Consider the following 24,565-nt stretch of genomic DNA (forward strand, 5'->3'; position numbering starts at 1 on the left):
GCGCCGGACGCGAGCCTCGCGCGATCAGGGCTTCGTCCGCGTGCGCCGCGGGGGGCTCCGCGCGCTCCGCTCGGCGTGCGCGCGGGCGCTGCCGGGGCGCGACGGGACGGGCATGTCCGGCTCGCGGAGCGTGGTGCGCAGCTTGTCGAGCAGCCGCGTCAGCGTGGAGAGCTCGGCCGGGCTCAGCCCGGAGAACACCTTCGCCACGCGCGCGGCGTGCCGCCGCTCGGCGTCGCGGAACGCGCGCTGCCCCTTGGCGGTCAGGTGCACCCGCCACGCGCGGCGGTCGCTCGGGTCCGCCCGCCGCTCGACCATGCCGTCGCGCGCCGCGCGATCGACGAGCCCGGTGAGGTTGCCCGCCGTGACGAGCATGCTGCGGGAGAGCGACGCGAGCGTCTGCCCGTCGCTGCGCACGAGGTTCGCCAGGAGGTCGAAGCGCGGGAGGGTCATCTCGTGCTCCAGGTCCTCCCGGATGGCCGCGAGCGCGCGCTTGTGGACCGCGAGGATGCGCACCCAGGCGCGCACGGCGGCCTGATCGCCGCGCGCGCTCTCCGGCGGGGGGACCACGGCGAGCGGCCGCCTCGCCGGCGCCCCGCGCCTCACGGGCCGCCCCCGCCCCCGCGGCGCGCGTCGAGCGCCGCGACGGCCTCGATCTCCACGAGCGCGCGCCGCTCGACGAGCCCCGCGACGCCGAGGAGGGCCATCGCCGGGAAATGCTTGCCGAACCGCGCCCGCCACGCGGCGCCGATCGCGCGGAGCGAGCCCCTGTACGCCTCGAGATCGGTCACGTAGACGGTCATGCGCGCGACGTCGCCCGGCGCCCCGCCGGCGGCCGCGACGACCGCGAGCACGTTGTCGAGCGCCTGGGCGAACTGCTCGGCCAGATCGTCGCTCCGGAACCGCCCGGACGCCGGGTCCCACCCGATCTGCCCCGCGATGTGCAGCGTCCTGCCGCTCGTCACGACGCCGTTGGCGTAGCCTCGCGGCGCGGGCCACCCGGCCGGCTGCACGATCTCGAGATCGCCGTTCACCGCATCACCTGCCCCCCGTCGACCGGGATCGCCTGGCCATGGATGCTGCGCGCCTCGTCGCTGCAGAGCATCGCCACGACGAGCGCGACCTCGCCGGGCTCGACCATCCGGCCCTGGGGCGACATCGACTCGAGCGACCGCCGCGCCGCGTCCTCGCCCCGCCCGGTCTTCTCGGCGATGCGGGAGATCGCCTCGTCCGCCATCCTCGTGTTCACCCACCCGGGGCAGACGCAGTTGATGGTCACCGGCGTCCGGGCGATCTCCAGCGCGATGGCGCGGGTCATGCCGACCATGGCGTGCTTCGACGCGCAGTACGCGGTCGAGTAGGCGCACCCGACGAGCCCGGCGGTCGAGGCGACGTTGACGACGCGCCCGAACCCGCGCGCGATCATCTTCGGGATCAGGGCGCGGCAGAGCGCGAAGGCGCCGGTCACGTTGACCGCGAGCATGCGGTCCCAGAGCGCGTCGCTGGTCCTGTCGAACGGCGCGCTCTCGGCGACGCCCGCGTTGTTGACGAGCACGTCGATGCGCCCGAGCTGGGCTTCGAGCGCGGCGATGGCCGGCGGCGCGCCCTCGCGATCGCCGACGTCGAGCCGGACGGCGACGCCCCCGACGGCCGCCGCCGTCTCCTCGATCTCGGCCTGCGTGCGGCCCGCGACGGCGACGCGCGCGCCGCCCTGCGCGAGCCGCTCGGCGATCGCCCGGCCGATGCCGCGACCCCCACCCGTGACGAGCGCGATCCTGCCTTCCAGGGACATCCGGAGCACCTAAATCATATATATATGAAGCACAAGCCGAAGTCACCCTCGTCGGCCCGCGGCGCGTCGTCTGGAACGTAGTGGGCGGAGAGCATGGACGAAGACCAGAGCGGGCGCGGCCGAACGATCTGCGCCGCCGCCGCGAGGGCGGTATGGTCCAGCTCGACGGCCACGCCGGATCGCCGGGGCGCGGAGCACGCGCTCCACCCCGCGATCTCGCTCGCGCAGTCGATCGTCGACGTGGTCGATCCGATCCACTACGCTGCGCGCCTGTTCGTCGCGCCCCGCGACGGCTTCGCGCCGAAGGGCGTCTACATGACCGAGAGCATCGACCCGAAAGGCACCGGCGACACGTTCGCGCCGCCTCGCGGCACCGAGATGCACGCCGTGGCGAGGGGCTTGCCGCTGCAGCTGCCGGCGGACGCCGAGAGCGCGGCCGGCGCGCTCGCGTCGCGCGTCGCCGCGCTGCTCGCATGCGCCGGCGTGGAGGCGCGGCCCCCGGCGGCAGGGGCGGGCGCGTGGTCCCTCGCGCTGGCCGAGCCGCCGGATCTCGCGGCGCTCTACGCGGCGGCGGACGGCATCGCGCTCCCGGACGGCACGCTCATCCTGCCGCGCGGCGACGTCGCGCGGGCGACGGCGTGGCTCGCGGAGGAGCGCTCGCTCGACTGGGCGCGCGACCTCGTGGTCATCGGGGAGCGGGAGGATCTCGTCATCGTGCTCGACCTCGACGTCGCGGGCGCGCGCGCCGGGGGCGGCGTGCTCGAGGCGCCGACCGACGGGCTCGCCTCGTTCCAGCGCGTCGCCCGCTCGGTGGTCGGCTACCTGGAGCGGCGCCTCGGCGTCGCAGGGGCCGAGGCCGCGGCGCCCGAGGTGCGGGCGCGCGAGGCCGCGGCGCGCCGCGACCTCCCGGCGCTCGTCGAGGCGCTCGCGGAGGAGATGTACCCGGGCGCGGAGCGGCAGGTCGCGCACGCGGCGCTCACGCTGGGCGCGCTCCTGTCGGAGCGCGGGGACGAGGCGGCGCTGGAGGCCTTCGCGCGCTCGGTCGAGGCGCGGGTCGCGGCGGCGCCGCGGGGCGCCGCGGGGCCGGAGCGGCTCGCGGCGTGGCGCGCGTGCGAGATCGTGGCGCGAGAGGCGGGCTCGGAGGCGATCGCAGCGGCGTGCGCGGCGCGGGCGAGCGGCGGGGGGTAGGGGGGAGGCTAGGGGAGCGGGGGTAGCGGCGGAGGCGGCGCCTTGCCGCTCAGCGGATCGCGCTCACCGTTGGCCGCGCTCGCGGAGCATCGCTCGCCACGCGCGCACGACCGTCGTCTGGTCACCCTTGCGCACCATGAACTCCGTCAGCGCCGCGGTGTCGAGCCCCGGCAAGAACCGGCTTCGCTCCGTCTCGGCGTAGCCATCCGGGCCGAGGACGTGAAGAGAGAGCTTCCCCTTCTTCAGGAACCAGACCTCCGGCACGCCGAGCCCTGCATACACGGACAGCTTGTTGATGGTCCCGCTCTTCTCGATGATCTCGATCGCGAACTCCGGGATCCCCCCGTCCTCCACCGAACCGAAGACGTAGCACTCGTCCGGCTCCACTCCCCGCGCCGCGAGCCGCCTGCGGACGGTCATACTGCCGTACCCGCTGAGTGGCAGCTCCGCTTGCTCCGCGTAGGCCTCGACGAGGCGGGCCAGGATCGTCTTCCGTCCTTCGTGGGGTCCGCCCGGGCTCATCAGCTCCAGCACTCCGTCGCAGTACGTCACCCGCACGCCGGCGCGGTCACCGAGGACGGCCAGCAGGGCCTCGTACTCCTCCCACGAGACGTCATGAAGGACGATGAGCTGGTCTTCCGAGCCGTCTGCCGCGGCCGCATCGGCGTGCTCGGCGGGGGGGGCGAGGAGGGGTGCAGCGGCGGCCATGACAGCGTGCTCCTTCGGAGGAGTATCACCGCCGGGCGGCGCGCCGGCAACCCACGCGGTTGGACTTCGCGCGACTCGTCCCGGCGGCTTCCGCGCCACGCCGGACGATCCGGGCGCACCCTGCAGAGTCGAAGGCTCGTCCGCACCCAGCATGCGAGCGGCTATGGCTGCTCACCACCCGAGCGCCTCGGGAACTGCCCCGAACAGCGCATTGAGATTCGGGACCTTCTCCCGCTGGCGCTTCATCTCGTCCCACACGGTCCGGTGCGGATGCCGGCGGAGCGCGTTCACCTTCCTCGCGATCTCGGCCTGCGGTCGTCCTGCTTGCCGGAGCGCGCCGATGTCGCGAAGCAAGCTCTCGTTGGCCTCGAAGGCGTCCTGGCGCGCGGCGCACAGGTACTCCCGCTCGTTGAGCCCGAGCAGGTCGACCGTGTAGCGCGCTCGCTCGCGCGCGAGGCCTGCCTCGTGGCGCGCGTCGAAGCGCCCTGTCGACAGATCGAGGTGCATGAGATCGAGCGGGTCCTCGTGCCGCGGATCGATGAGGAGCGCCTCGCCGGGCTCCGGGGCCATCACCGGCGCGCCTTGCTTCCTGGTGACATCCAAGATCGTGCCATCGGGGCGGAACACCTTGAACCGGCTCGACTTCGACGGATTGCACAGGCTGCAGGCGTACAGGAAGTTTGCCCAGGCGAAGACGAACTCGGGGTAGAGCGCCTTGGGTCGAAAGTGCTCCACGTCGCTGCCGCGGGAGTCCTCGCAGAACATGCAGTAGCGGGAGCTCGGGCACATGCGCAGGAGCATCTCGCGCGCAACCGAGATGGGCTTGTTCTTCCTCTTCCTGTCCCAGAGGCGCTGCGCTGCCTCGACCTGCCCGGCGTACGACGGCTCGTCGTCCACCTCGGCCTGGTAATCGCGCAGCTCGTTCAGCGCCGCCTCGGCGCCGTCCGGGCACGAGGACAGGCACACGTGGATCACGCGGCCCCGCGGCGCGTGCTGACGGCCGAGGTGGGGAAGATCGCCCGGAGCCGCTCCTGCTCCTCCATCTCCTCCGGAGAGATGCCTCGTTCCAGCTCCTTCCGGTTCAGGGCCACGAGCTTTTCGAGCAGGCGCTTGCCCTCCTCGGAACGCGTGACGCCTCGGCCGAACACATCGGTCCCGTAGGCATCGAGCACGTTGCCGTAGCGCAGGCGCTCGAAATCGACGCCTTCGACCCGCCGGGCCTCCTCGTCGCTGCCGGGCGCCGGCAGCAGGAACACGGTGTCCGCCGCCTGGCACACGAGCGGGCTGTGGGTGGTGACCAGGAACTGGACGTTGGGGAAATGCTTCTTGAACCAGTGCCCGATCTGGCGCTGCCAGCTCGGGTGGAGGTGCGCGTCGATCTCGTCGATGAGCACGACGCCGCCGGGCAGGACGACGGTCGGGTCCTCCGGGTCGAAGACGCGCTCGTGCCCGAAGACCGCGGCCATGTGCCGGATGAGGTCGAAGGTCAGGCTGAGCACGGCGCGGTAGCCGTCGCTGAGATCCTCGACGGGGATCTCGAAGCCGTTGCCGTCGACGAAGGTAACGCCGTCCGAGGAGACGTCGGCCAGGTGGGCTCCATGGGGCAGGAAGAACGGGGGGCCCGCGTCGCTCGCGAACTTCTTGAACGGATCGAGGAGCGCACCTTCCGGCTTGTTGTCGAGCTGCTTGAACCGGAGCTCGCGCAGCCAGGCGAGGCTCTCGGTCAGGGCGATGCGGGAGTCGAACAGGGAGATGTGCCGAGCTACGCGCGGCTGGTCCATGAACATCTTCTCGTACGCCGGGTCTCCGTCGGAGAAGCGGCGGAACGGCCCGTACGCCGCGCTGAAGGCGCCCGCGGCGCGGCGAAAGAGCGCGCGTGCGGCCTCGGTCTGCTCGAAGATCTTCGTCTCGGTGCCCGCCTGCGCGAGCTCCAGGATCAGATCGAGCGAGAGATCGGTGCGGATGTCGCTGCCGTCCTGTCCCGCGGCCGGGTGCAGACCCGGCGGGTTGGGGTGCGGGTCGTGGGGCGTCACCTCGTACGAGAGCCGCGCTTCGACGCGCGCGCTCGTCGCGTCCCGCCGCACCCATTCGCCCCACGGCTGCCGGAGCGCGCCGGACGCGTCCGGGCCGAGCAGGGAGAGCGCGACGGCCCGCAGGAACGAGCTCTTGCCGGCGCCGTTCTCGCCGAGGATCACGTGCCAGCCGGGGCCGCGCTCGGCGCGCGGCAGCTCCCACTGGATCGAGGTGATGGACCGGACGCGCTCGACGTTTATCCGCCGCAGGTACATGGGTCCAGCCGGCTCCGTGCCAGGCACCGGCAACAGGAGCGGGAGCGGAAGCGGCAGCCGGAGGTGATCCCAGAGGGCGGGATCATCAAGGCCGCTCGCGCGTTGCCGGAGGCGATCCCGGAGGAGCGCGATGAGCGCGCCTGCCAGCGACCAGCTCCTGGGCAGCGCGTGGCGATAGAGCGCGAGGAGAACCTGGTCGAGCGTGTCGCGATCCAGCAGCAAGGACAGGAACTGAAAGAAGCGAGAGAGCTTGTGGAGCGGGAACACCTCCGCCGACCAGTGCTCGACCAGCTCCCTGGCGGTGACCTCGGGGTCGTCCTGGACTAGCTGACCCTGTGCCAGGATCAGCAGAACCGCTGCGACGCGAGTATCAGCGTCCGCGAATCGTTCCGGTTGCAGCAGCGTCGGGTTGAGCCCCCTCGGACTCCCGTAGCCGTGAACGGCCATCAAACCGAGTAGCCTGACGAGAGCGTCTCGAGATGGCTGCGCCGAATATAGAGTGGCGATCCATTGGATGGCATCGGAAGTTTGTTTGTGTGTCTCAAGGGTATAGAGATCGGTTCGCCAGTCCGGCTCGATGTGCGTTGCGCTTTCGAGGGCGTCGTACCAAGCTGCCGTGCTTGCGCTCAGGTCTGCGCCGGCGACGAGTGCGTAGGGCGATAGCCTTCTTTCGGTTGCGCCCAGCAGGCTGGCAAGCTCATCAGGCGAGAACGGCTTGCTCAAGCGTTTCCCGGCTCGCCCGAGCCACTTGCATGCATAGAGGAGTATCCTTGCGACGGCGCGGCGAATTGCCGCTGTGCTTGCGGCGGCAAAGTCGTTTCTCAGCGCTGTGGTCCAGCGGTCCTTGTCCGTGTCGGACAGCCTCAGCGCAATCCCGTGTGGGGCGGGCGATGGAAATCCCTCCGCAGCAATCCGCGCCCCGAACGGAGCTTCTTCGTCCGTCAGGCTTAGAATGTCATCCCATCGGACGCCCTGGCTAGTCCACCTGGCCTCGGCTGCTTGCCAGTCGGATCGGTCTCCGAGCACGCCGGAGCGTGCTAACTGAGACATCCGGGCCAGGTCTGCTGGGGACGACGATGTCTCCAGGCATGCAGCCAGCGGCCATGGCACATAGGAGGAGAACCACCGGCCAAGCTTCTCTAACGCGCCGTGCTCCGCAAGCTGACCGAGGGCCTTGGCCAGCGACCGCGCGGAGGGATCGACGGCGAATTCGGCAGCTGCGGTCCAGGCGGTCCACGAAGGTTCGGTGAGTCGCGCATTGGCCAGGTCTTGCCATGCGGTGATGGCGCTCCCCAGTGGTGAGAGATCGATGTAGGCGTCTGTGTCAAATCCATCGAACTGAACGTGAATGTCGGGGGAGCGTGCTGATGGCTCGATGATGCCGGCTACGGCGGTCAGCCAGGAAGGTGATGGTGTCTCGTTGTGTGCGAGAGCGGTGTCGTCCAGCGCCGATTCCAGGAAGTGGGGCGTGAAGTCTTCTGGTGCTTCGCATACACGTTGATGAAGCCAAGGGCTCATGGTGCCTGTGTTCTCAGCGACAGCGACGACAATGGAGCGTCGCGTCTCGCCATCGGCTGGCCAGTGCGCATCCGCGAGTTGATAAGCCCAGTCGACGCCGAGCTCGGCGGCAACGATGGTGCTGAGCCATGCCGCGAGGCGGGCAGGTATGCATCCATCCGTGAGACGATGGAGGAGAGCCCCCCGGAGCGTGTCAACCGTGCTCGTCGCCTGGATCTCGGCAAGCCGGATGTGCTCGGGACCAGGAGGCAGATCGAGGAGGCGCGTGGCGATCTCCATCAGCCGCCGCGCGTACTTCGGCTGCTCGAGCGCGGAGCCCTCCTCGAGGATATCGAGCGCCAGCATCGAGCCCGCCAGCGTGGCGCGGGCCGTCTCGTCCTCCGGATCGTCGTTGAGCTGCGGGCAGATCCGCTCCGTGAAGGCGTCGCGCAGATCCGAGAGCTCGGTGAAGCACTTGCTCACCAGGAACAGCACCACGTTCCGGAAGCTCGCCGCCTTGGCCAGCCTCGCGATGCGCTTCTCGAGCAGCACCTCACCCTTGCTTGCCAGGGCCCAGGCGGCCATGAACTCCTGGAGTGAGCGGATCTCGAACCCGAAGCGGCCGGGCTGCGGCTCGACGAGGAACACGAGGCGATCCCGCGCCGCCTGCACGATGCGGCCCGTGAGCTCTCGCCGCGCCTGCGGCTCGATCTCGTCTTCGGCGAGCACCGCGTCGATCACCTGCTCCAGTCGGCCGGCCGTCATCAGCGCCGCCGTGCCACCGGAGCGCTCTGACTCCACCTGCAGGAGCAGCGCGACGTTCGCGTGGATCCGATCGATGTACGCCCGGTGGCTCCGCAGGAGCTCGGCCGTGTCGTTGAGCGCGACCCGGACTCCCGCGCTGGCGGGGCCCTCGACGGTCCTCTCCATCTCGCGCTCGTAGATCACCCGGTAATAGTCGCGGAAGAGATTCCAGCGTTCCCTCGGCGCCCGGCCGACGCGATCGACCAGGGTGGCCATGATCGTCACCTGGAGCGGGCTGCGCATCAGGCGCGCCGTGGCCTCCTCCTCGGCGGCGAGCCGGAGCCGCTCCAGCACCTTCTTCCGGCGCTCGGGCGGTTCGGCGAAGCGCGCCTCCGCGAGCTTCTCCGCGTATGCCAGCGCGCGCGCCTTGGACAGCGGAACGAGGTAGCGCGTTTGCAGCGCGAGGCCGAAGCCTTCGAGCTCGCCCGCGTAGCCCTGCGGCCGCGTCGTCGCCACCACGAGGCCGCGCGCCCCGCCGCGCAGGAGCCACGCGACGAGTGAGCGCGCCGCGGTCAGCATCCGGTCGCGGTCGCTCGACGCCGGCACCTCGTCCAGCCCATCGAGCACCAGAAGCCACGGGCACGCCACCAGGAGCCGCTGCAGCTGAGCGGGAGCGAGGACTCGCCCGGTCCGCTCCTGGATCGACGCGGTGAGGTACTCCAGCAGCGCCAGCGGGGCCTCGGCCTCTTCTGTCGCTGCCTCGCCGGGGGTGCCGCGCGCCGCGAGCCAGGCAGCCACCTCGGCGAGCACCAGGCGCACCGGCAAACACGGCGCGATCGGCCGTCCGAGCTCCTCCTGCGCCCGGGGGCCCGCGAACGCTTCCACCGCTTTGCGAGCTTCTTCGTCGAGCTGAGCCGCCCGCGGCGCGAGGAGCGCAGCGCGGTGCAGCTGGCACAGGAGCTGACCTAGCGTCGATTTTCCCTGCCCTGGGCCGCCGATCAGCACGAATCCGGTCATCGGCTCCGGGGGATCACCGTGCTCGGCGAGCTCCGCGGTTGTCGCCATCTCGCGGGTCGCGCGGCGCCCGGTCACGCGTGCACCGCTCGCCCGCTCCACGAGCCGGCGAGGCTGCAGCTGGAGCACACGATCCACGAAGCCACGGACGGGCGCGCCGGACTCCGACGGCTCGGGCTGAGGCGTCGTCGCGACCTCCAGATCGACGAACACCCGCGCAAGCGGGATCCCGCCTTCCACGCCGGCGCCAGCCTGCTCCAGCCGGGCGAACCGATCGCCGACGAGTTGGGCAGCGAGCCACCTCGCCAGCGTTTCTGCCACCTCGGGGCCGAGCCCGGCACGCGCCGCCGCCTCGGTCAGGAGATCCGTCGGAACATCGGAGGCGCCGGCATCGTCCGAGCCGGGCTCGCTGGATGGCACGCTTTCCTCGGCGCCTGCAGAGATCGATGACATAGGACCCCGGGACCGTACCAGACCCCCGCCCCCGAGGAGGCGGCTGGGAGCCCCCGGCGGATGGGAAACGATCTGGAGGAGGCAGCCAGGAGCCCTCGGCGGATCGGAAACGGTGCGGCGGAGGCAGCTGGGAGCCCCCGGCGGACCGGAAACGGTCGCCGGAGCATCGTCCTCCCTGGCAGCACACCAGATGCCAAACCAGGCGGGCCACCGATTTCAGGGATGGGCCTGGGTTCTCGATCTTCCGAGCGCCGCCCCGCCGCGCCTTCAGAACACGCGCCCCAGCCCGTCGAGCGCCGCGACGCGGTAGGCCTCGGCCATGGTGGGGTAGTTGAACGTCGTGTTCACGAAGTACCGGATCGTGTTGTGCGGCGCAGGCTGCGACATGATCGCCTGCCCGATGTGGATGATCTCCGCGGCGTTCTCGCCGAAGCAGTGGATGCCGAGCAGCGCGAGCGTCTCGCGGTGGAAGATCAGCTTCAGCATCCCGACCTGCTGGCCCGTGATCTGCGCGCGCGCGAGCGTCTTGAACGTCGACTTCCCCACCTCGTAGGGCACCTTCTCCGCCGTGAGCTCCCGCTCGCTCTTGCCCAGCGACGAGATCTCGGGCGTCGTGTAGATGCCCGTGGGGATGTCACGGACCAGCTTGTCGTCGGCGTGGCCGCAGATGTGGCTGGCCGCGTACCGGCCCTGGTCGTAGCTCGCGCTCGCGAGCGCCGGGAAGCCGACCACGTCGCCGACCGCGTAGATGTGCGGCTGGCTCGTCTGGAAGGTCTCGCTCACCTCGAGCTGACCGCGCTTGTTCGGCGTGATGCCGACGTTCTCCAGGCCGAGATCGGCCGTGTTGCCCGACCTCCCGTTGGCCCAGAGGAAGACCTCGCTCCGGAGCTTCTTCCCGCTCTTCAGGGAGAGCACGACGCCCTCCTTCGTGGCCTCGACCGCCTCGTGCTCCTCGCCGTTCAGGACGCGGATCCCCTTGTCGCAGAAGTGGTACCCGAGCGCGTCGGTGATCTCGTCGTCGAGGAACTCCAGGAGATGGGAGCGCGTGTTCACGAGGTTCACGGCGACCTGCATGTTGCGCAGCATCGACGCGTACTCGCAGCCGATGACGCCCGCCCCGAAGATGGTGATGCTCCGGGGGGTGTGATCCATGCGCAGCAGCGTGTCGCTGTCGAAGACGCGCGGGTGGCTGAAGTCGATGTCGGCCGGCCGGTACGGGCGCGAGCCGGTCGCGATGACGAAGCTGTCGGCCGCGTACCGCCGGCGCTGGCCGCCGTCGCCCTCCACCTCGATCGTGTGCGGATCGACGAACCTGGCCTGCCCCGGGACGAGCCGGACGCGGTTCCGGTCGTAGAAGCTCTCCCGCAGATCGACCTGCTCGTCGATGACGCGGTTCGCCGTCGCGAGGAGCTCGGCGAACGGGTACTCCGGAACCACATCCATCCGCTTGTAGATGGGGCTCTGGTTGATCAGGTTCATGTGGTAGATCGCGCGGCGCAGCGCCTTGCTGGGGATCGTCCCCCAGTGGGTGCAGCCCCCGCCGACCCGCGTGTAGCGCTCGATCGCCGCGACCGATTTGCCGTGCTTCGCGGCCGTCATGGCGGCGCCTTCGCCGCCCGGCCCCGTGCCGAGGATGATGAGATCGAAGTGCGGGGTGGTCACCATCGAGTTCCTTGCCTCCGGCGCGCCGAGCGCGCGTGCGCCGGGAGAAGGCTACTCGAACTGGAGCGGCTCGTCGTCGCCCCCGACGCCGAGCATCTCGAGGATCTGCCGCACCTCCATCGCGGCCTCGACCTCCGGGCCCGCGTCGAGGAAGCCCTGGAGGTGCTTCCGCGCGAGCGCGCGGTTGCCGCGGGCCGCGTGCGCCAGCCCCATCGCGTGCATCGCCTCGCCGTCCTTCGGGAACCGGCGGAGCGCCTCCTTCGCCTGCGCGATCGCGCCGTCCGTGTCGCCGAGGCGGCGGAGCGCGTGCGACAGGCCGACCCGCGCCCCGAGGAAGCTCGGCGCGAGCCGCACGGCGGCGCGGTACGCGTCGCGCGCCGGCTCGAGCTGGCCGAGCTCGTAGAGCGCGTGCCCGAGCAGGTTGTACGCGTACGGGTTCGACGGGGAGGCCTTGATCACGTCGCGCAGCGCGACGAGCGCCTCCTGGACTTGCTCCTCTTGCAGGAGCTCGGCCGCCTCCTCGACGGCCTCCCAGTGGGCGGCGTCGATCGATTCGTCCACCACGGCTCTGAGCACCATGGCGCGCAGTCTAGCCAGATTCGGCGCGCCGTCCCGGGCTCCTTCGTGGTACCGGCCGGGCGGTGAGGCGCCCGCCGTGGATCCGGCCGCTCTTGTGGCACGCGAGCGCCGCGATCCCGGTGCTCGGCGCCGCCGCGGCGTTCTACGGCCCCGCGCTCGCCAGGACGGGCGGCGTCTGGCCGGCGCCCCTCGACGACGTCTACATCCACTTCGGGTTCGCCCGCGCCGCGGCCCTCGGCCACCCGTTCTCGTGGATCCCGGGCAACGGCTACTCCTCGGGCGGGACCAGCCTGGCGTACCCCCTCGCCCTGGCGCCCGGGTACCTGCTCGGCTTTCGCGGCGCGTGGCTCGGCCTCTTCGCCGCGCTCCTCGCGTGCGCCGCGCTGCTCGATCTCTGCCGGTCGCTCCGGCGGCTCCTCGAGCCCCGCGGCGGGCCGGGCGCCGCCTCCTCCCGCTGGGTCGCCTGGGCCGCGCCGCTCTTCGTCGTGGCCGTGCCGTTGCTCGACTGGAGCTGGTTCTCCGGGATGGAGGTCGCGCTGCTCGGCGCGGTGATGGGCCGGGCGCTCGTCGCGGTGCGGCGCGCCGAGCTCGCCCCGCCGGCCGAGCGCCCGGCCGAGCAGCTCCGGGCAGGGCTCCTGGCCGCGCTGCTCGTCGCGACGCGGCCCGAGGCCGTCGCGCTCGCGGCGCCGCTCGCGGTCGCCGTGGCCCACGCGGCGGGCTCGCTGGGCGCGGCGGCGTCGCTCGCGCGCGCGTCCCTGCCGACCGCGCTGCTCCTCGGTGTGCAGGCCGCCGCGAACCGCGCGCTCACGGGGGAGTGGAGCGCGGCGGGGGCGGTGCGCAAGCTCATCCTCTCGAACCCGTACCCGGCGCCGCTCGAGAAGGCGCTGGAGGTGATCAAGAACCTCGCCGCGCTGCGGGTGCAGGCGCTGGAGAGCGCGCTCGGAGGCCCGTCCTACGCCTTCCTCTTGCCGCTGCTCGGCGCGATCGCGGCGCTCGACCGGCGGACGCGGCGCCTCGCCGTGCCGCTCCTGATCGGCGCCTACGGCTCGCTGCTCCTCGTCGCGCTCAACACGACGGCGCGCTACCAGAACCTCCGCTACGCCGCCCCGGCGCTCGCGATGCTGCTCGTCGCCGCGGCCCTCGGGACCGAGGCGCTCGCGCGGCGGGGGCGGCTCGCGGCCGGCGTCGCCGCGGCGCTCGCGCTCGCGGCGCTCGCGGCGCCCTCGGCGTGGTTCGCGCGGCAGATCGACCACTTCGCCCGATCCTCGGCCAACATCGCCGGGCAGCAGGTCGAGGTCGCGCGGCGCCTCGCCGCGCGCGCGCGCCAACACCGAGCGCCGCGGCGGGTGCTGCTCGGCGACGCGGGTGCGATCCCGTACCTGTCGGGGATCCCGGCCATCGACGGGCTCGGGCTCGGCGGGTACCGGGGGATGCCGTTCGCGCGGGCCTCGGTGCACGGGGTGCCGGCCGTCGTCGAGCTCATCGAGCGGCTCGACGCCGCCGAGCGGCCCGACGTCTTCGCCCTGTACCCCTCGTGGTGGGGCGGGCTCGCGGACGTCTTCGGCCGGCGCGTCGACGCGGTGAAGATCGACGACAACGTGATGTGCGCCGCGGACGAGAAGGTGATCTACGAGGCGGACTGGTCGGCGCTCGCCCCGCCGGGGGAGCGCCGCGACGGGGCCATCGACGAGGTGGATATCGCCGACCTGGTCGACGAGCGGACGCACGGCTACGCGTTCCCGTCGCCGCGCGGCGGCTGGGTCGTCGGCGCCGTGCTGCGGGACGGGAGCGACGGCGGCGGAGCGCCGCGGTTCGACGCCGGCAGGATCATCCCCGAGGGGCGCGAGCAGTCGTTCGCCATCGGAGCGGCCGACGCGGCCGACGCGGCCGACGCGGCCGACGCGGCCGACGCGGCCGACGCGGCCGACGCGGCCGACGCGAGCGCCCGCGGGCCCGCCGTGCTCGCGCTGCGCACCGACGGGGGCGGCCCGATCGCGATCGGCGTGGCGGTCGAGCGCGCCGCGGACGAGGCGCGCGTCGAGGTGCCAGAGCGCCCTCTGGACCGCTGGTCCGAGATCCGGGTGCCGCTGCGCGACGTCGCGCCGGGGGACATCGTCCGGATCCGCGCGCTCCGGGGGACGTTCCGCAGCTTCCATGTCTGGCTGCTAAGGCCATGATCGGCCTCCTCGCCGTCCGCGCGGCGTCCTCGCGGCGCGCGCCCGCGACACAGCGCGTCGTGAGCCACGGGGACGTCGCGCGACGGATCCATGGTAAGAGCCACCACGTGGCGAGGTGGTTCCGTGCGTCGGCCTTCGCGGCGACAGCTGGCAGGGAGGTGGCCTCGTTCGCGAGGCAGGCGGTCCTCCTGCCGTACGACACCCTCGCGCCGGTGATCCCTGACGGGGCGCGCGACGGCGATGAGGTGGTGGTCATCCTCCACGGGCTCTTCGCCTCCGCCGGCGTGCTCCGGCCGCTGCGCACGGCGATCGAGCGCCACGCCGCGATGTCGCGCGCCTCGCGGGCGCGCGGTCGGACGGACCCGGCGCGCGCCGAGCCGCCGTGGTCGGTCCACACGGCGACGATGTCCTACGCGCCGGGGCCCGGCGTCGAGGCGCTGTCGGCGCGCCTCGGGGCGCTCGTCGCGGCGCTGCCGGGCGGCGTGCGCTTGCACCTCGTCGGCCACAGCATGGGCGGCATCGTGTGCCGCTTCTTCGCGCAGGAGGTCGGCGATCCGCGCGTCGTGCAGACCATCTCCATGGCGAGCCCGTTCGGCGGCATCCCGCGCGCAGGGCTGCTCGGCTTCGGCGGCGCGCGCGATCTCGACGCGTCGAGCCCGGTCCTCCGGCGCGTCCTGCTCGGGACGGCGCGGTCGAGCGTCCCGCACCTGTCGATCGTCGCGGGGGCCGACACGCTGGTCCGCTCGCCCATCGCGCACGCGCTGCCGGGCGGCGCGGTGCGGGTGATGGAGGGGCGGGGGCACAACACGCTCCTCTTCGATCCCGAGGTGGCCGCGCTCGTGGCGCGGCACATCGTCGCGCGGCGCGGCACCTTGCGTTGAACGCGCGCTGACCTATCGCCGCTCGGCGCTTCGTGCTAGCTCGCTCGCGTGCGCTCGCCCATCGCCTGCCTCGCCGCCGTCGGGGCCTTGCTCGCCCCGCTCGCCTGGTCCTCGCCTTCGCGCGCGGACGCCTCCGCGTGGACCTTCGTGGGCGCCGGCGCGATCGGCTGGAAGCAGGGCGAGAGCGATCTCGTCTTCGACGGAGCGCTGTCGTGCGACGTCGGCGTCGGGACCACGCCCGACGCGCCCGTCATCGTCGGCGGCCTGGTGCGCGCGACGCCGATCCTCGACAGCGGCATCGATCTCGCGCTGCTCGCCCGGGTCGCGACGCGCGGCTTCCAGGCTGGCCAGCTGGGCCTCGCCCTCGACGCGGGCGGCTACCGCCGCTTCTGGGGCGCAGGTTCCACGGGCGTGGCCGGCGCGCTCACGCTGGGGGCGCCGCTCGGCATCAGCCTCTCGCTCCAGGGCAGCTACGGCACCGACAACGCCATGGCGTTCGCCGCCATCGCGGGCGTCGACCTGCTGCGCCTCACCGTCTACCGGCAATCGCTCCTGCCGCTGTGGCCGAACCCGTTCCCCGCGCAGCAGCGCGGGCAGGACGTCGCCTCGCGCTGAGGGGCGCGCGAGCGTCTCTCCGGACGCGACGGGGAGTCATTCAGGCGGGCAGGGGGCAGTCGAGGACCGGGCACGCGACCGCATTGGCACCGCCGACGCCGGTTGGCCGGCGAAGTCGTGCCCCGGCAGGGTGCGGCCAGTGGGGCGTCAGGGATGTCGTCGCCGCGCTTGCGATCCTCCTCCTCCTCGCGTTCATTCACGTTGCGCCGCGCCGGATCGGATGTCACGCGCGGAGGGTCGACGAGATCGCGACGGCGAAGTCGGTGCTGGAGTCGGTGGCCGAGTGGAGCGAGCCGAGTGACGGCGCCCGCTCCATGACGGAGCTGCCGGCAGCGGCGCGGCACTATGTGGAGCTGGTCGAGAAGGAGACCGGCGTGTCGGTCGGCGCGGCTCGCGGGGCGACGGTCGTGCGGCGCAACGCGTTCGCGTGATGCGGCTGGGCTAAGGGCCGCCGCCTGCGTGGGCGCCCCGCCGACGAGTCCGTCGCTGGCGGCGGCGCGGTCGGGTGTGGGGCGCCCGCGGGCACGCGGCCGGCGCTCGTCCGTCGATGACGGCTTAACGCAGCCGCAGGCCGCGGTAGATCATTCCGTATCGGAGGGGGTCGAGGAGGGGGCCACGCTCGACGAGTGGGACTCCTGCTTGACCCAATTCAGGATCAAGCTTCGGGCGATGGCCCGACAATTGGCCAGATGATAGGCGACCCATGCATCGAGGCCGTCGGCCGTCCTCTCATTGGGATCTAGCCAACTCGTAAAACTACCAGGTACGGAACCCGCTGACTCCTCTAGCTCGCGCTTGATCGACGCTGGATCAGCTTGGACCCGAACGAGCAACGATTCAAGGTATTCGGCCAAGGCGGAGCATGGATGATCCCCGATAGCCCGCAGTCGCTCGAGAATCTCGGCGTCGCTCAGTGAGAGGATCCAAAATTCCTCAGGACCATACCCACTGGTGAATTCGGCAAGAATCTCGTCGATCGACTTGTTCATCTCTCGCTCACAGTGCTCATTGCACCAGGCATTGAGCAAAGCACAGGCCACTGGCGACCGCGCCAATATCGCGCGCGTCGCACACGTCCGCGCAGCACTTGACGCGTGCACTACCGGACGTCCCGCTGCAGCTCTTCATCTTCTTCTTCCAATCGGGTTCCGGCGGATCCCGGTATGGATTCGCGGGACACATCCCAAATCCATTCTTCGGTTTCGGCCTTTCCCCAGGATGCGACCCCGGCCCAGAATCGGACCCAGGCTCAGAATCGGATCCAGAATTAGAACCGAACTTGGCCTTCTCTTCTCCCCAGCAATCCGCCAAGCTACGTCCGCTCAGAAGGCAATCCAACAACCCGACGGGGCCGAGACCGTTCGGATCCGTGAAGCTGATCGGATCGTTGAGCACGTAACCGTACAGGTTCGTGTCCCCGCCGTCAAACCGGATCGGATCCTTCGCCGTCCACCGCCCCACCTCCGCGTCGTAATCGCGCGCTCCAAAGCGCACCAGCTTCGTATCGGCGTCGTATAGCCCGCCGGCGAAGCCGAACGGCTGGAAGCCCGGGTTCGTGTCCTGGAGGAGGCGGCCGAACTCATCATAGTCGAGGCGTTGCGCTATCGCTCCGGTCGCGATGTTGACGACCAGACGCGGGCTGTTCCGATGGTCCGTCAGAATCCGGTAGGTCGCCGCACCCTTCAGGATGAGATCAGGGACATTGCGACCCTGACCGTAGACGAACTGCGCCACCACCGCGCCTGCGGCATTGAGCTCCGCCACGGGTCGCAGGTCGTCGCGGTAGATGAACCCCTGCACCACCGCGCCGTTCTTCTTCTTCCAGATCCGGCGGTCCCCCCCATCCACCAGGTAGTCGATCACGTCACCGGTGCCCAGAACTGCCTGGCGGAGGTTACCGCGTGCGTCGTACGTGAGCGTCGTCGTCGCTCCCGTGACCGTATCGGTGATGCTCGTAAGGTCGCCCGCCGAGCTTACCCCGTAGGTCTTGAGCGCATAGCTCAGGAGCCGATCCTGGTCATCATACGTACCACTCTCCGTCCCCGCGGACGACGTTCGCGACAGACGATTCCCGTTCGCGTTGTAATCGTAGTGCGCCGCGATCACGCCATCGCGATACACGTCGGTAAGACGGCCGGCGAGGTCGCGAACATACTCGTACGTCGCGGTCTGCCCTTGTATCGTCTCCGTCATGCTCTGGATGCGCCCTAGAGCGTCGGGCGTAGATGTCACCTCGTACAGCGTCGAGCCGCTCGCCTGCGCAACGTACGTCGCCACTGCGCCATAGGCGTCGCGGCTGATTGTATCGCTCACGACGCCGATCGTGCTCCCGGTGTACGTCCCGTTGTTGGGATGCCGGGAGAGCGTGAGCCCGCCCGCTTGGGTGAGGAGGCCGTCTGCATCGTAGTCGAAGTTGATGGTCGCACCGCTGCCCACGGTCTCCGTATCGATGCGGAAGTCATTGTCGTAGACCCACTGCACACTCGAGGAGTTGCCCCCGAACCCGGCTCCTGTCCACGTCAGACTGGTCAAGAGCATGCCATCGTAGGCAAAATTGAGCGAGATACCTGAAGGACTGGCGATGGTCGTGAGTCTTCCAGTCGACGGATGATAGGCGTAGCTGATGGTGCCCATCCCCAGCGGCAGCGCCACCTGGCTGAGGCGACCCGTAGACGGGTCCCGCGTGTAGACCGTCGCGGCCTCACCCGGCCGCGCCGAGCTCGTGAGCATGCCGTCCAGATCGTAGGACCACGAGGTATCCCCGGGAGCACCGCCGACGGCCGGAGCCAGGTATTCCTCCAGGAGATCGGCCGGCGTATAACCGAATGTGTGCGCCGGCCGGTCCGGCGGCGTCACCGTGTGGACGAGTCCGCCGGGATAGTAGCTCGTTCCGATCACCTCGTCGTCGGCCCTCGTCACCTGCGTGGAGCGGCCGACCGCATCGTGAAGCAAAGAGACGGTGTTGAGCAGTGGATCGGTTGCCGTCGTGAGCCAGCCGTTGTCTTCGTACGTGTACGTCCACGTCCTGGATCCCTGGGATCGCGCGCTCAAGCGACCATCCGGATAGTACGTGAAATCACTGGCAGGATTGCGGGCACCGCGATGCGCTGGGTGCGCCCCTCGGGGGTGAGGGTGATTGTGGACTGGCGCCCCGCAGGGGATGTGTGGACGGTCGCCCTCGTGGCCTTGTTGAACACGAGAGAGGACGCTCGCCCGTTGATCGACATGATCTCGGTGAACGAGCTCAGGGTCAGCGCGTTGGTCGGCGCCGTGAGGACCACCGAGCGCGATCGGGTAACTTGCCTTGTTCGTCCAAGGGGGGTCGTCGTGACCTCGCTGCTGACCAACGGGGACTGCATGCCGAAGCGCGGGTCCCCGTTCACCTCGATGGAGGTCACGGTGCCGTCCGCCGCCGTGGTCGTCCTGGCTCCGCTCGTGCTGATTTGCTCGACGGTTGAGAGCCCGTCCGATCCCGTGCGGATGCGCTGCTTGCTGCCGTCCGGCAGCGTCGCGACCTCGTATCCGCGGGTCAACCCCATCGCGGTCGTGACCGTGACACGGTGGCCGTTGGGCGTCTCGGTCCGGGTGAGCTGCTTGTAGCCGTCCGCCGGATCCTCGTCCCTGATGAGGCGTCCTTTCGCGTCGAACTCGAACTGGTGCAGCCGGCCGAGCGGGTCCTCGAGGGACTGGAGCAGCCCGCTGTTCGGATAATACGAGAGCGTCGTCGTCTCGTTCGCCGGATTCGTGACCTTCCAGAGGTAGTGCTCGGCGTCGAGGGTGAGCGCGGTGCTCTGCCCGGTCGGCGCGAGGATGGCCGTCGGGTAGCCGTCTGCGTTGCGCTGGATGGTCGTGACCTGCTGGTCGACATCGGTGATCGTGCTCAACCGCCCCTTGGCGTCATAACCGAATTCGTAGCGCACGGTGCCGAGGAGAGTGTCATGAGTGACGAGGTGCTTACCCTGCTGGTCGAAGATGTACACCTCGGTCCCGTCATCGCTCGCGATCGCGAAGTGAGCCGCTTGGATGCGCGGGAGCGCCATGTCGACGCGGCCGATGTAGGAGGAGCTGCCGCTGCCATCGATGAATATCAGGCGGTCATCTGGAGTAACGGCCAAATCGGTCACTTGTAAGAACCAGGCCGCGGTCGGAGGGCCGCCAAGACCGCAAGCATTGCAATTCCAAGGGCGAGGAGCTCGGTTTCCGGCGAACGTGGTGAGTACCCCATCGGGCGAGATGCGCCGGATGAGATTGTCCTGCAGCAGCTCGCCAGACAGCGCGGCGAAGTACACGCTGCCGTCCTGTCCGACCGCCAGTGAGTCGGGAACACCGATCGAAGCCGAGATCGCGGGCACCCCATCCTCGGATGTGGTCGTCTCGACGGTGCCCGCGATCTTGTTGATAATCCCACTGCGATCGATCCGCCGGATCCGGTAACCATCCCACGGTTGTCCGGAGGACTCCGAGATGTATATCGATCCGTCCGGCCCAAGCGCCATGTCATAGATCGAACGGAATCGGGCATCGACAGCGGGGCCGCCGTCGCCGGAGCTGACACTAGCGTTGGTGTTCCATGAGCCTGCAACCGTCGTGATGATCCCATCAGGCGCCACCTTGCGGATAGAATTGTTGAATGCCAGGTAGAGGTTGCCGTCGCTGGAAACGTCGAGGCCATACACGGAGCCCGAGGAGCCGGAAGTGGCGAGCGCACCGTCGGGCGGTCGAGTGCCTAATAGACCGTTGCCTGCGACAGTGGTGATGATTTCATCGGGCGAGATCTTGCGGACGCGGTAGTTGCTCTCGTCGATGAAATAGATGGTACCGTCGGGTCCAATCGTGAGTCGCCGAGGCTGGTTCAATAACGCCTGTGTCGCAGGCTGGTTATCTCCATTGAATCCGGCCTGCGCGTTGACGCCGGCGATCGTGTTGACGAAGCCGTCGGGCGAGATTTTGCGGATGCGATGCATATAACGCTCGGAGTAGTAGATGCTTCCATCCGGACCGACGGCGATTCCGCGAGCGGCAGCAATAGGCACTCTATCGGCGCGGACTCCCTCAGCGGTGGCGCTGCTCGCAGGAGGAGGTGGATAGCCGGCGATGCGCTGGAGCATGGCAACCATGGCTCGGCCGGTGCGACGCGAGCCATCGCCGCGGTAGAGCATGGACATGGGGTCCACGCTTTGTCATGCGAAGCGAGTCCGAATGTCTTGGCGCCGCATCCACAGGCACCATCGAATTTGCCTGATCGCGAGTTCAGTAAAGGGTGCTGAATGTACGTCGCGACCGGCAGCCAAGCCCGGTGGAGTCGCGCCTGAAGGCGAACCGGGGTCTGGGCTTCACGGGCGTGGCCGGCGCGCTCACGCTGGGGGCACCGCTCGGATCAGCCTCTCGCTCCAGGGGAGCTACGGGACGGACGACGCCGTGGCGTTCGGCGTCATCGCGGGCGTCGACCTGCTGCGTCTCACCGTCTACCGGCAGTCGCTCCTGCCGCTGTGGCCGAACCCGTCGCCCGCGCAGCATCGCCGAGACGTCGCCTCGCGCTGACGAAGGCGGTGAGCGCTCCCCCGCGTTGAGATCGCCTTCCCGGGCGCCCGAGTCCCCGTTTCAAGCCTTGAAGCGGGCGACTCGGTCGCCGAGCGAGCGATTTCAAGCCTTGATCCGCCCCGCTGGCCGGCCGAGTCGGCCATCTCAAGGCTTGATCCGCCCCGCTGGCCCGCCGAGTCGGCGATCTCAAGGCTTGAAAGGGCCGACTCGGCGACCGAGTCGCCCGTTGCAACGCTTGCATCAAGCGTTGCAGCGGGCCGCAGGGCTCACCTGTCCAGCGACGGCTACCAACGGGGCGGTAGGCCCCCGGCGAGGGAGCTCGGCACACCCTCCCCCAGCCGCCCTACGCTCCGCTCAGCCGCCGCCCCGCTCGGCTCGGAACCGCCTCGTCCGCTTCAGGGCGTGAACCCCGCGAGCCCCGCCACGAGCCGATCGAGATCCGCCCGGCTGTGCCGCTCGGTCACGGCGACGAGCAGCTCGTCCCGCCGCCGCGCGTCGATCCGCCCGAGATCCAGCCCCGCGATGATCCCCTGCTCGGCCAGCGCCCGCGTGAGCTTCCCCGCGTCCCCGCCGCGGACCTTCACGACGAACTCGTGGAACGTCGGCGCCGACATCGGCAGCGAGTACCCGTCGAGCCGCGCGATCTCCCGCTTCAGGTGCTCGGCCTTCGCGAGGCACTGCTTCGCCGCCTCCACGAAGCCGCGCTTGCCGAGCATGCACATCCGCATCGTGACCGCCGTCGCGCAGAGGCCGCTGTTCGTGCAGATGTTGCTCGTCGCCCGCTCGCGGCGGATGTGCTGCTCTCGCGTCGCGAGCGTCAGCACGTACCCGCGGGTCCCGTGTTTGTCGACCGTCTCGCCGACAAGCCGGCCGGGCACCTGCTGGAGGTACTTGCGGTCGTTCCGGCACGCGAACAGCCCGACGTTGGGGCCGCCGTACTGCGGCGGCAGCCCGAGCGGCTGGCCCTCCGCCACCGCGATGTCGGCGCCGAGCGCGCCCGGCGACTCGAGCAGCGCGAGCGCGTACGGGTCCAGCGTGACCGTGATCAGCAGCGCGCCCTTCTGGTGGCACACCTCGGCCACCTTCCGGATGTCGCCCACGACGCCGAAGAAGTTCGGATAGCCGACCACCACGCAGGCGGTCGTCTCGTCGATCGCCCGCGTCAGCGCCTCGACGTCCGCCGTGCCGTCGCGGCCGACGTCGACCCCGACCAGCGACGCCTTGCCGGACCCGATGCCGTGCACGTACGTCTCGACCGTGCCGATGTAGTCGGGGTGCACGCCCCCGGACAGCACCGTGCGCTCCCGTCCCGTCAGCCGGCGGGCCATCAGCACGGCCTCCGCGAGCGCGCTCGCGCCGTCGTACATCGACGCGTTGGCGATCGGCAGCCCGAGGATCTCGCTCACGATCGTCTGGAACTCGAAGATCACCTGGAGCGTGCCCTGGGAGACCTCGGGCTGGTACGGCGTGTAGGCCGTGTAGAACTCGCTGCGGAGTAGCAGCTGATCGGCGGCCGGCGGGAAATGGTGCTCGTAGGCGCCGGCGCCGAGGAACGAGAGCATGCGCTCTGCGCGGTTCTTCTGGGCGAGCTCCTCGAGGTGCCGCATGAGCGAGGCCTCGTCGAGCGAAGGCTCCATCGAGAGCGGGCGCGTGAGGCGCGCCTCCTCCGGGATCGCGCTGTAGAGCTCCTCGAGCGACGACAGGCCGACGGCCTGCAGCATCTCGCTGATTTCCTCGGGCGTGTGGGGCAGGTAGCGCATGGTCTTGTGCAGCGGGAAACGGGGAGGGTGATGCGGAACGCGGAGGGGCGCGGCGCTCAGTGCGCCGCGGTCTTCAGGAGCTCAACGTACGCGTCGGGATCCATGAGCGCGCCGAGCTCGCCCTGGTCCGAGGGGACGACCTCGATCATCCACGCCTTGCCGTAGCAGTCGTCGTTGACGAGCTCGGGGCGGCTCTCGAGATCCGCGTTCACGCGCTGGATCTTGCCGCTCACCGGCGCGAACAGATCACTCAGCGTCTTGACGCTCTCGATCGTGCCGAACGCCGTGCCCGCGGTGATGGTGTCGCCCGGCTTCACGTCGAGGTTGACCAGCGTGATGTCGCCGAGCTGCTCGACAGCGAAGGCGGTGATCCCGATCACGACGAGATCGTTCTCCTGCTTGGCCCACTCGTGGTCCTTCGTGTACCGCCGGTCCGTTCGGACATTGTCGCTCGCCATGTGACTTCTTCTCCCTTTGCCAACCTGGATCTCTGGTCGCCGCGCGCGGTCGCTCGGATCGAACCGCCGCGGCGCGCCTCGGCGCGGGTCAGGCCCGCTTGTAGAACGGGGTCTTGACCACGACCGCCTCGACCGTGCGCCCGCGGCAGTCCACCTGGAAGGCGGTCCCTACCGCCGCCATGGGCGCCGGCAGGTAGCCGAGCCCGATGTTCTTGCCGACGGTCGGCCCCGGGCTGCCGCTCGTGCAGACGCCGACCTTCGCGCCGCTCACGTCGAGCAGCGGGTAGCCGTGGCGCGCGATGCCGCGCCCCGTCATCTCGAAGCCGACCAGCTTGCGCGCGGGGCCCTCGTCCTTGATGCGCTGGAGCGCGGCGCGCCCCACGAAATCGCCCTTGTCGAGCTTCACCACCCAGCCGAGGCCCGCCTCGATGGGGTTCGTCGTCTCGTCGATGTCGTTGCCGTACAGCGACAGGCGCGCCTCCAGGCGGAGCGTGTCGCGCGCGCCGAGGCCCGTCGCCTCGAGGCCGAGCGGACCGCCGAGCTCGACGAGCGCGCGCCAGAGCCGCTGCGCGTCGGACGGCGAGCAGAAGATCTCGATGCCGTCCTCGCCGGTGTAGCCGGTGCGGGCCACGGTGCAGCGCACGTTGGCGAGCGTCGCGTCGCGGAAGTGGAACGGCGCGAGCTCGCGCAGCGCGGGGCCGTCGCCGCCCGCGAGCGCGACGATATCGAGCGCCTTCGGCCCCTGGAGCGCCATCATCGCCGTGCGATCCGACGCGTCCTCGAAGCTGCAGTGGCCCTGCGCAGCGCCCCGGATGTGGGCGGCGATCTTGTCGCGGTTCGAGGCGTTGCAGACGATGAGCCACTGCCGCGCGTCGATCCGGTACACGATGAGGTCGTCGAGGATGGTTCCGGCCTCGTTGCACGCGCACGTGTAGAGCGCGTGGCCATCTTCCAGCTTCTTCACGTCGTTCGTGACGAGGTAGTCGACCACCTGTCCAGAGTGCTCGCCGCTCAGGATGATCTCGCCCATGTGCGAGACGTCGAACAGCCCGGCGGCGGTGCGCACCGCCTTGTGCTCTTCGGTGACGCCTTTGTACTGGACCGGCATCTCCCAGCCGGCGAACGGGACCATGCGGCCGCCGAGCTTGATGTGCTCGTCGTAGAGCGGCGTCCTTCGGAGCGGAGCGGTGGGGAGCGGCTTGGTCGACACG

General features: G+C 70.3%; 19 protein-coding genes and 1 pseudogene. 6 read left to right on the forward strand and 14 right to left on the reverse strand.

Annotation, left to right across the window (positions count from 1 at the left end):
• Positions 1 to 24 precede the first annotated feature (24 nt).
• Genes WMF44_RS10870 through WMF44_RS10880 form a run of 3 tightly spaced genes read right to left on the reverse strand, consistent with a single transcriptional unit; the run spans position 25 to position 1,789 of the window.
• The gene (locus WMF44_RS10870; RefSeq protein WP_012234634.1) at positions 25 to 567 is read right to left on the reverse strand and encodes a MarR family winged helix-turn-helix transcriptional regulator; all 543 of its coding nucleotides are present in this window, start codon (positions 565 to 567) and stop codon (positions 25 to 27) included.
• 32 nt (positions 568 to 599) lie between these two features.
• Positions 600 to 1,031: a RidA family protein gene (locus WMF44_RS10875; RefSeq protein ID WP_437299053.1), complete on the reverse strand. Its 432-nt coding sequence runs from the start codon at positions 1,029 to 1,031 to the stop codon at positions 600 to 602.
• On the reverse strand, positions 1,028 to 1,789 hold the full coding sequence (locus WMF44_RS10880; protein WP_437299054.1) for an SDR family NAD(P)-dependent oxidoreductase: 762 nt from the start codon (positions 1,787 to 1,789) through the stop codon (positions 1,028 to 1,030). Before WMF44_RS10880 ends, WMF44_RS10875 begins: the two co-directional genes overlap by 4 nt.
• A 93-nt stretch (positions 1,790 to 1,882) precedes the next feature.
• Here WMF44_RS10880 and WMF44_RS10885 point away from each other — a divergent pair, with 93 nt between their 5' ends.
• Complete coding sequence (locus WMF44_RS10885; protein ID WP_437299055.1) at positions 1,883 to 2,977, forward strand: hypothetical protein; 1,095 nt, start codon at positions 1,883 to 1,885, stop codon at positions 2,975 to 2,977.
• Positions 2,978 to 3,040: 63 nt separating this feature from the next.
• Here the strand turns inward: WMF44_RS10885 and WMF44_RS10890 are convergent, their stop codons facing one another.
• The 5 genes from WMF44_RS10890 to WMF44_RS10910 all read right to left on the reverse strand — a co-directional run bounded on the left by WMF44_RS10890 (position 3,041) and on the right by WMF44_RS10910 (position 11,922).
• On the reverse strand, positions 3,041 to 3,685 hold the full coding sequence (locus WMF44_RS10890) for a Uma2 family endonuclease (RefSeq protein ID WP_437299056.1): 645 nt from the start codon (positions 3,683 to 3,685) through the stop codon (positions 3,041 to 3,043).
• Between the two features lie 171 nt (positions 3,686 to 3,856).
• A complete protein-coding gene (locus WMF44_RS10895) occupies positions 3,857 to 4,660 on the reverse strand; it encodes a hypothetical protein (RefSeq protein WP_437299057.1) in 804 nt (267 codons plus the stop codon).
• On the reverse strand, positions 4,657 to 9,681 hold the full coding sequence (locus WMF44_RS10900; protein WP_437299058.1) for an AAA family ATPase: 5,025 nt from the start codon (positions 9,679 to 9,681) through the stop codon (positions 4,657 to 4,659). The genes WMF44_RS10895 and WMF44_RS10900 overlap by 4 nt, the downstream gene beginning before the upstream one ends.
• 267 nt (positions 9,682 to 9,948) lie before the next feature.
• Positions 9,949 to 11,346 carry a Si-specific NAD(P)(+) transhydrogenase gene (sthA, locus tag WMF44_RS10905; RefSeq protein WP_437299059.1) on the reverse strand — a complete coding sequence of 466 codons (1,398 nt, stop codon included), beginning with the start codon at positions 11,344 to 11,346 and terminating at the stop codon, positions 9,949 to 9,951.
• Positions 11,347 to 11,394: 48 nt separating this feature from the next.
• Positions 11,395 to 11,922 carry a tetratricopeptide repeat protein gene (locus tag WMF44_RS10910; protein ID WP_437299060.1) on the reverse strand — a complete coding sequence of 176 codons (528 nt, stop codon included), beginning with the start codon at positions 11,920 to 11,922 and terminating at the stop codon, positions 11,395 to 11,397.
• 62 nt (positions 11,923 to 11,984) lie between these two features.
• Between WMF44_RS10910 and WMF44_RS10915 the strand changes: the two genes are divergently transcribed.
• The 4 genes and pseudogenes from WMF44_RS10915 to WMF44_RS10930 form a co-directional block, all read left to right on the forward strand.
• Positions 11,985 to 14,099: a hypothetical protein gene (locus tag WMF44_RS10915; RefSeq protein WP_437299061.1), complete on the forward strand. Its 2,115-nt coding sequence runs from the start codon at positions 11,985 to 11,987 to the stop codon at positions 14,097 to 14,099.
• 107 nt (positions 14,100 to 14,206) lie between these two features.
• Positions 14,207 to 14,980 carry an esterase/lipase family protein gene (locus WMF44_RS10920; RefSeq protein WP_437299062.1) on the forward strand — a complete coding sequence of 258 codons (774 nt, stop codon included), beginning with the start codon at positions 14,207 to 14,209 and terminating at the stop codon, positions 14,978 to 14,980.
• A gap of 48 nt (positions 14,981 to 15,028) precedes the next feature.
• A complete protein-coding gene (locus tag WMF44_RS10925) occupies positions 15,029 to 15,595 on the forward strand; it encodes a hypothetical protein (protein ID WP_437299063.1) in 567 nt (188 codons plus the stop codon).
• Between the two features lie 236 nt (positions 15,596 to 15,831).
• Positions 15,832 to 16,026 (forward strand): annotated as a pseudogene (locus WMF44_RS10930) (adenylosuccinate synthetase); the annotation flags it as partial.
• A 150-nt stretch (positions 16,027 to 16,176) separates the two neighbouring features.
• On the opposite strand, the gene WMF44_RS10935 reads toward WMF44_RS10930, so the two are convergent.
• Genes WMF44_RS10935 through WMF44_RS10945 form a run of 3 tightly spaced genes read right to left on the reverse strand, consistent with a single transcriptional unit; the run spans position 16,177 to position 20,760 of the window.
• A complete protein-coding gene (locus WMF44_RS10935) occupies positions 16,177 to 16,584 on the reverse strand; it encodes a hypothetical protein (RefSeq protein ID WP_437299064.1) in 408 nt (135 codons plus the stop codon).
• A 16-nt stretch (positions 16,585 to 16,600) separates the two neighbouring features.
• Entirely contained in the window at positions 16,601 to 18,646 is a 2,046-nt protein-coding gene (locus WMF44_RS10940; protein ID WP_437299065.1) for an RHS repeat-associated core domain-containing protein, read from the reverse strand.
• Positions 18,643 to 20,760: a hypothetical protein gene (locus WMF44_RS10945; RefSeq protein ID WP_437299066.1), complete on the reverse strand. Its 2,118-nt coding sequence runs from the start codon at positions 20,758 to 20,760 to the stop codon at positions 18,643 to 18,645. Before WMF44_RS10945 ends, WMF44_RS10940 begins: the two co-directional genes overlap by 4 nt.
• 253 nt (positions 20,761 to 21,013) lie before the next feature.
• On the opposite strand from WMF44_RS10945, the gene WMF44_RS10950 reads away from it, so the two are divergent.
• Positions 21,014 to 21,136 carry a hypothetical protein gene (locus WMF44_RS10950; protein ID WP_437299067.1) on the forward strand — a complete coding sequence of 41 codons (123 nt, stop codon included), beginning with the start codon at positions 21,014 to 21,016 and terminating at the stop codon, positions 21,134 to 21,136.
• A gap of 395 nt (positions 21,137 to 21,531) precedes the next feature.
• Here the strand turns inward: WMF44_RS10950 and gcvPA are convergent, their stop codons facing one another.
• The 3 genes from gcvPA to gcvT all read right to left on the reverse strand — a co-directional run bounded on the left by gcvPA (position 21,532) and on the right by gcvT (position 24,564).
• On the reverse strand, positions 21,532 to 22,896 hold the full coding sequence (gene gcvPA / locus WMF44_RS10955) for an aminomethyl-transferring glycine dehydrogenase subunit GcvPA (RefSeq protein WP_437299068.1): 1,365 nt from the start codon (positions 22,894 to 22,896) through the stop codon (positions 21,532 to 21,534).
• A gap of 56 nt (positions 22,897 to 22,952) precedes the next feature.
• Complete coding sequence (gcvH, locus tag WMF44_RS10960) at positions 22,953 to 23,354, reverse strand: glycine cleavage system protein GcvH (RefSeq protein WP_437299069.1); 402 nt, start codon at positions 23,352 to 23,354, stop codon at positions 22,953 to 22,955.
• Positions 23,355 to 23,442: 88 nt separating this feature from the next.
• Positions 23,443 to 24,564 carry a glycine cleavage system aminomethyltransferase GcvT gene (gene gcvT, locus WMF44_RS10965; protein ID WP_437299070.1) on the reverse strand — a complete coding sequence of 374 codons (1,122 nt, stop codon included), beginning with the start codon at positions 24,562 to 24,564 and terminating at the stop codon, positions 23,443 to 23,445.
• Position 24,565: the final 1 nt, after the last annotated feature.

It is taken from the genome of Sorangium sp. So ce426, assembly GCF_051475585.1.
Lineage (GTDB): Bacteria > Myxococcota_A > Polyangia > Polyangiales > Polyangiaceae > Sorangium > Sorangium cellulosum_B.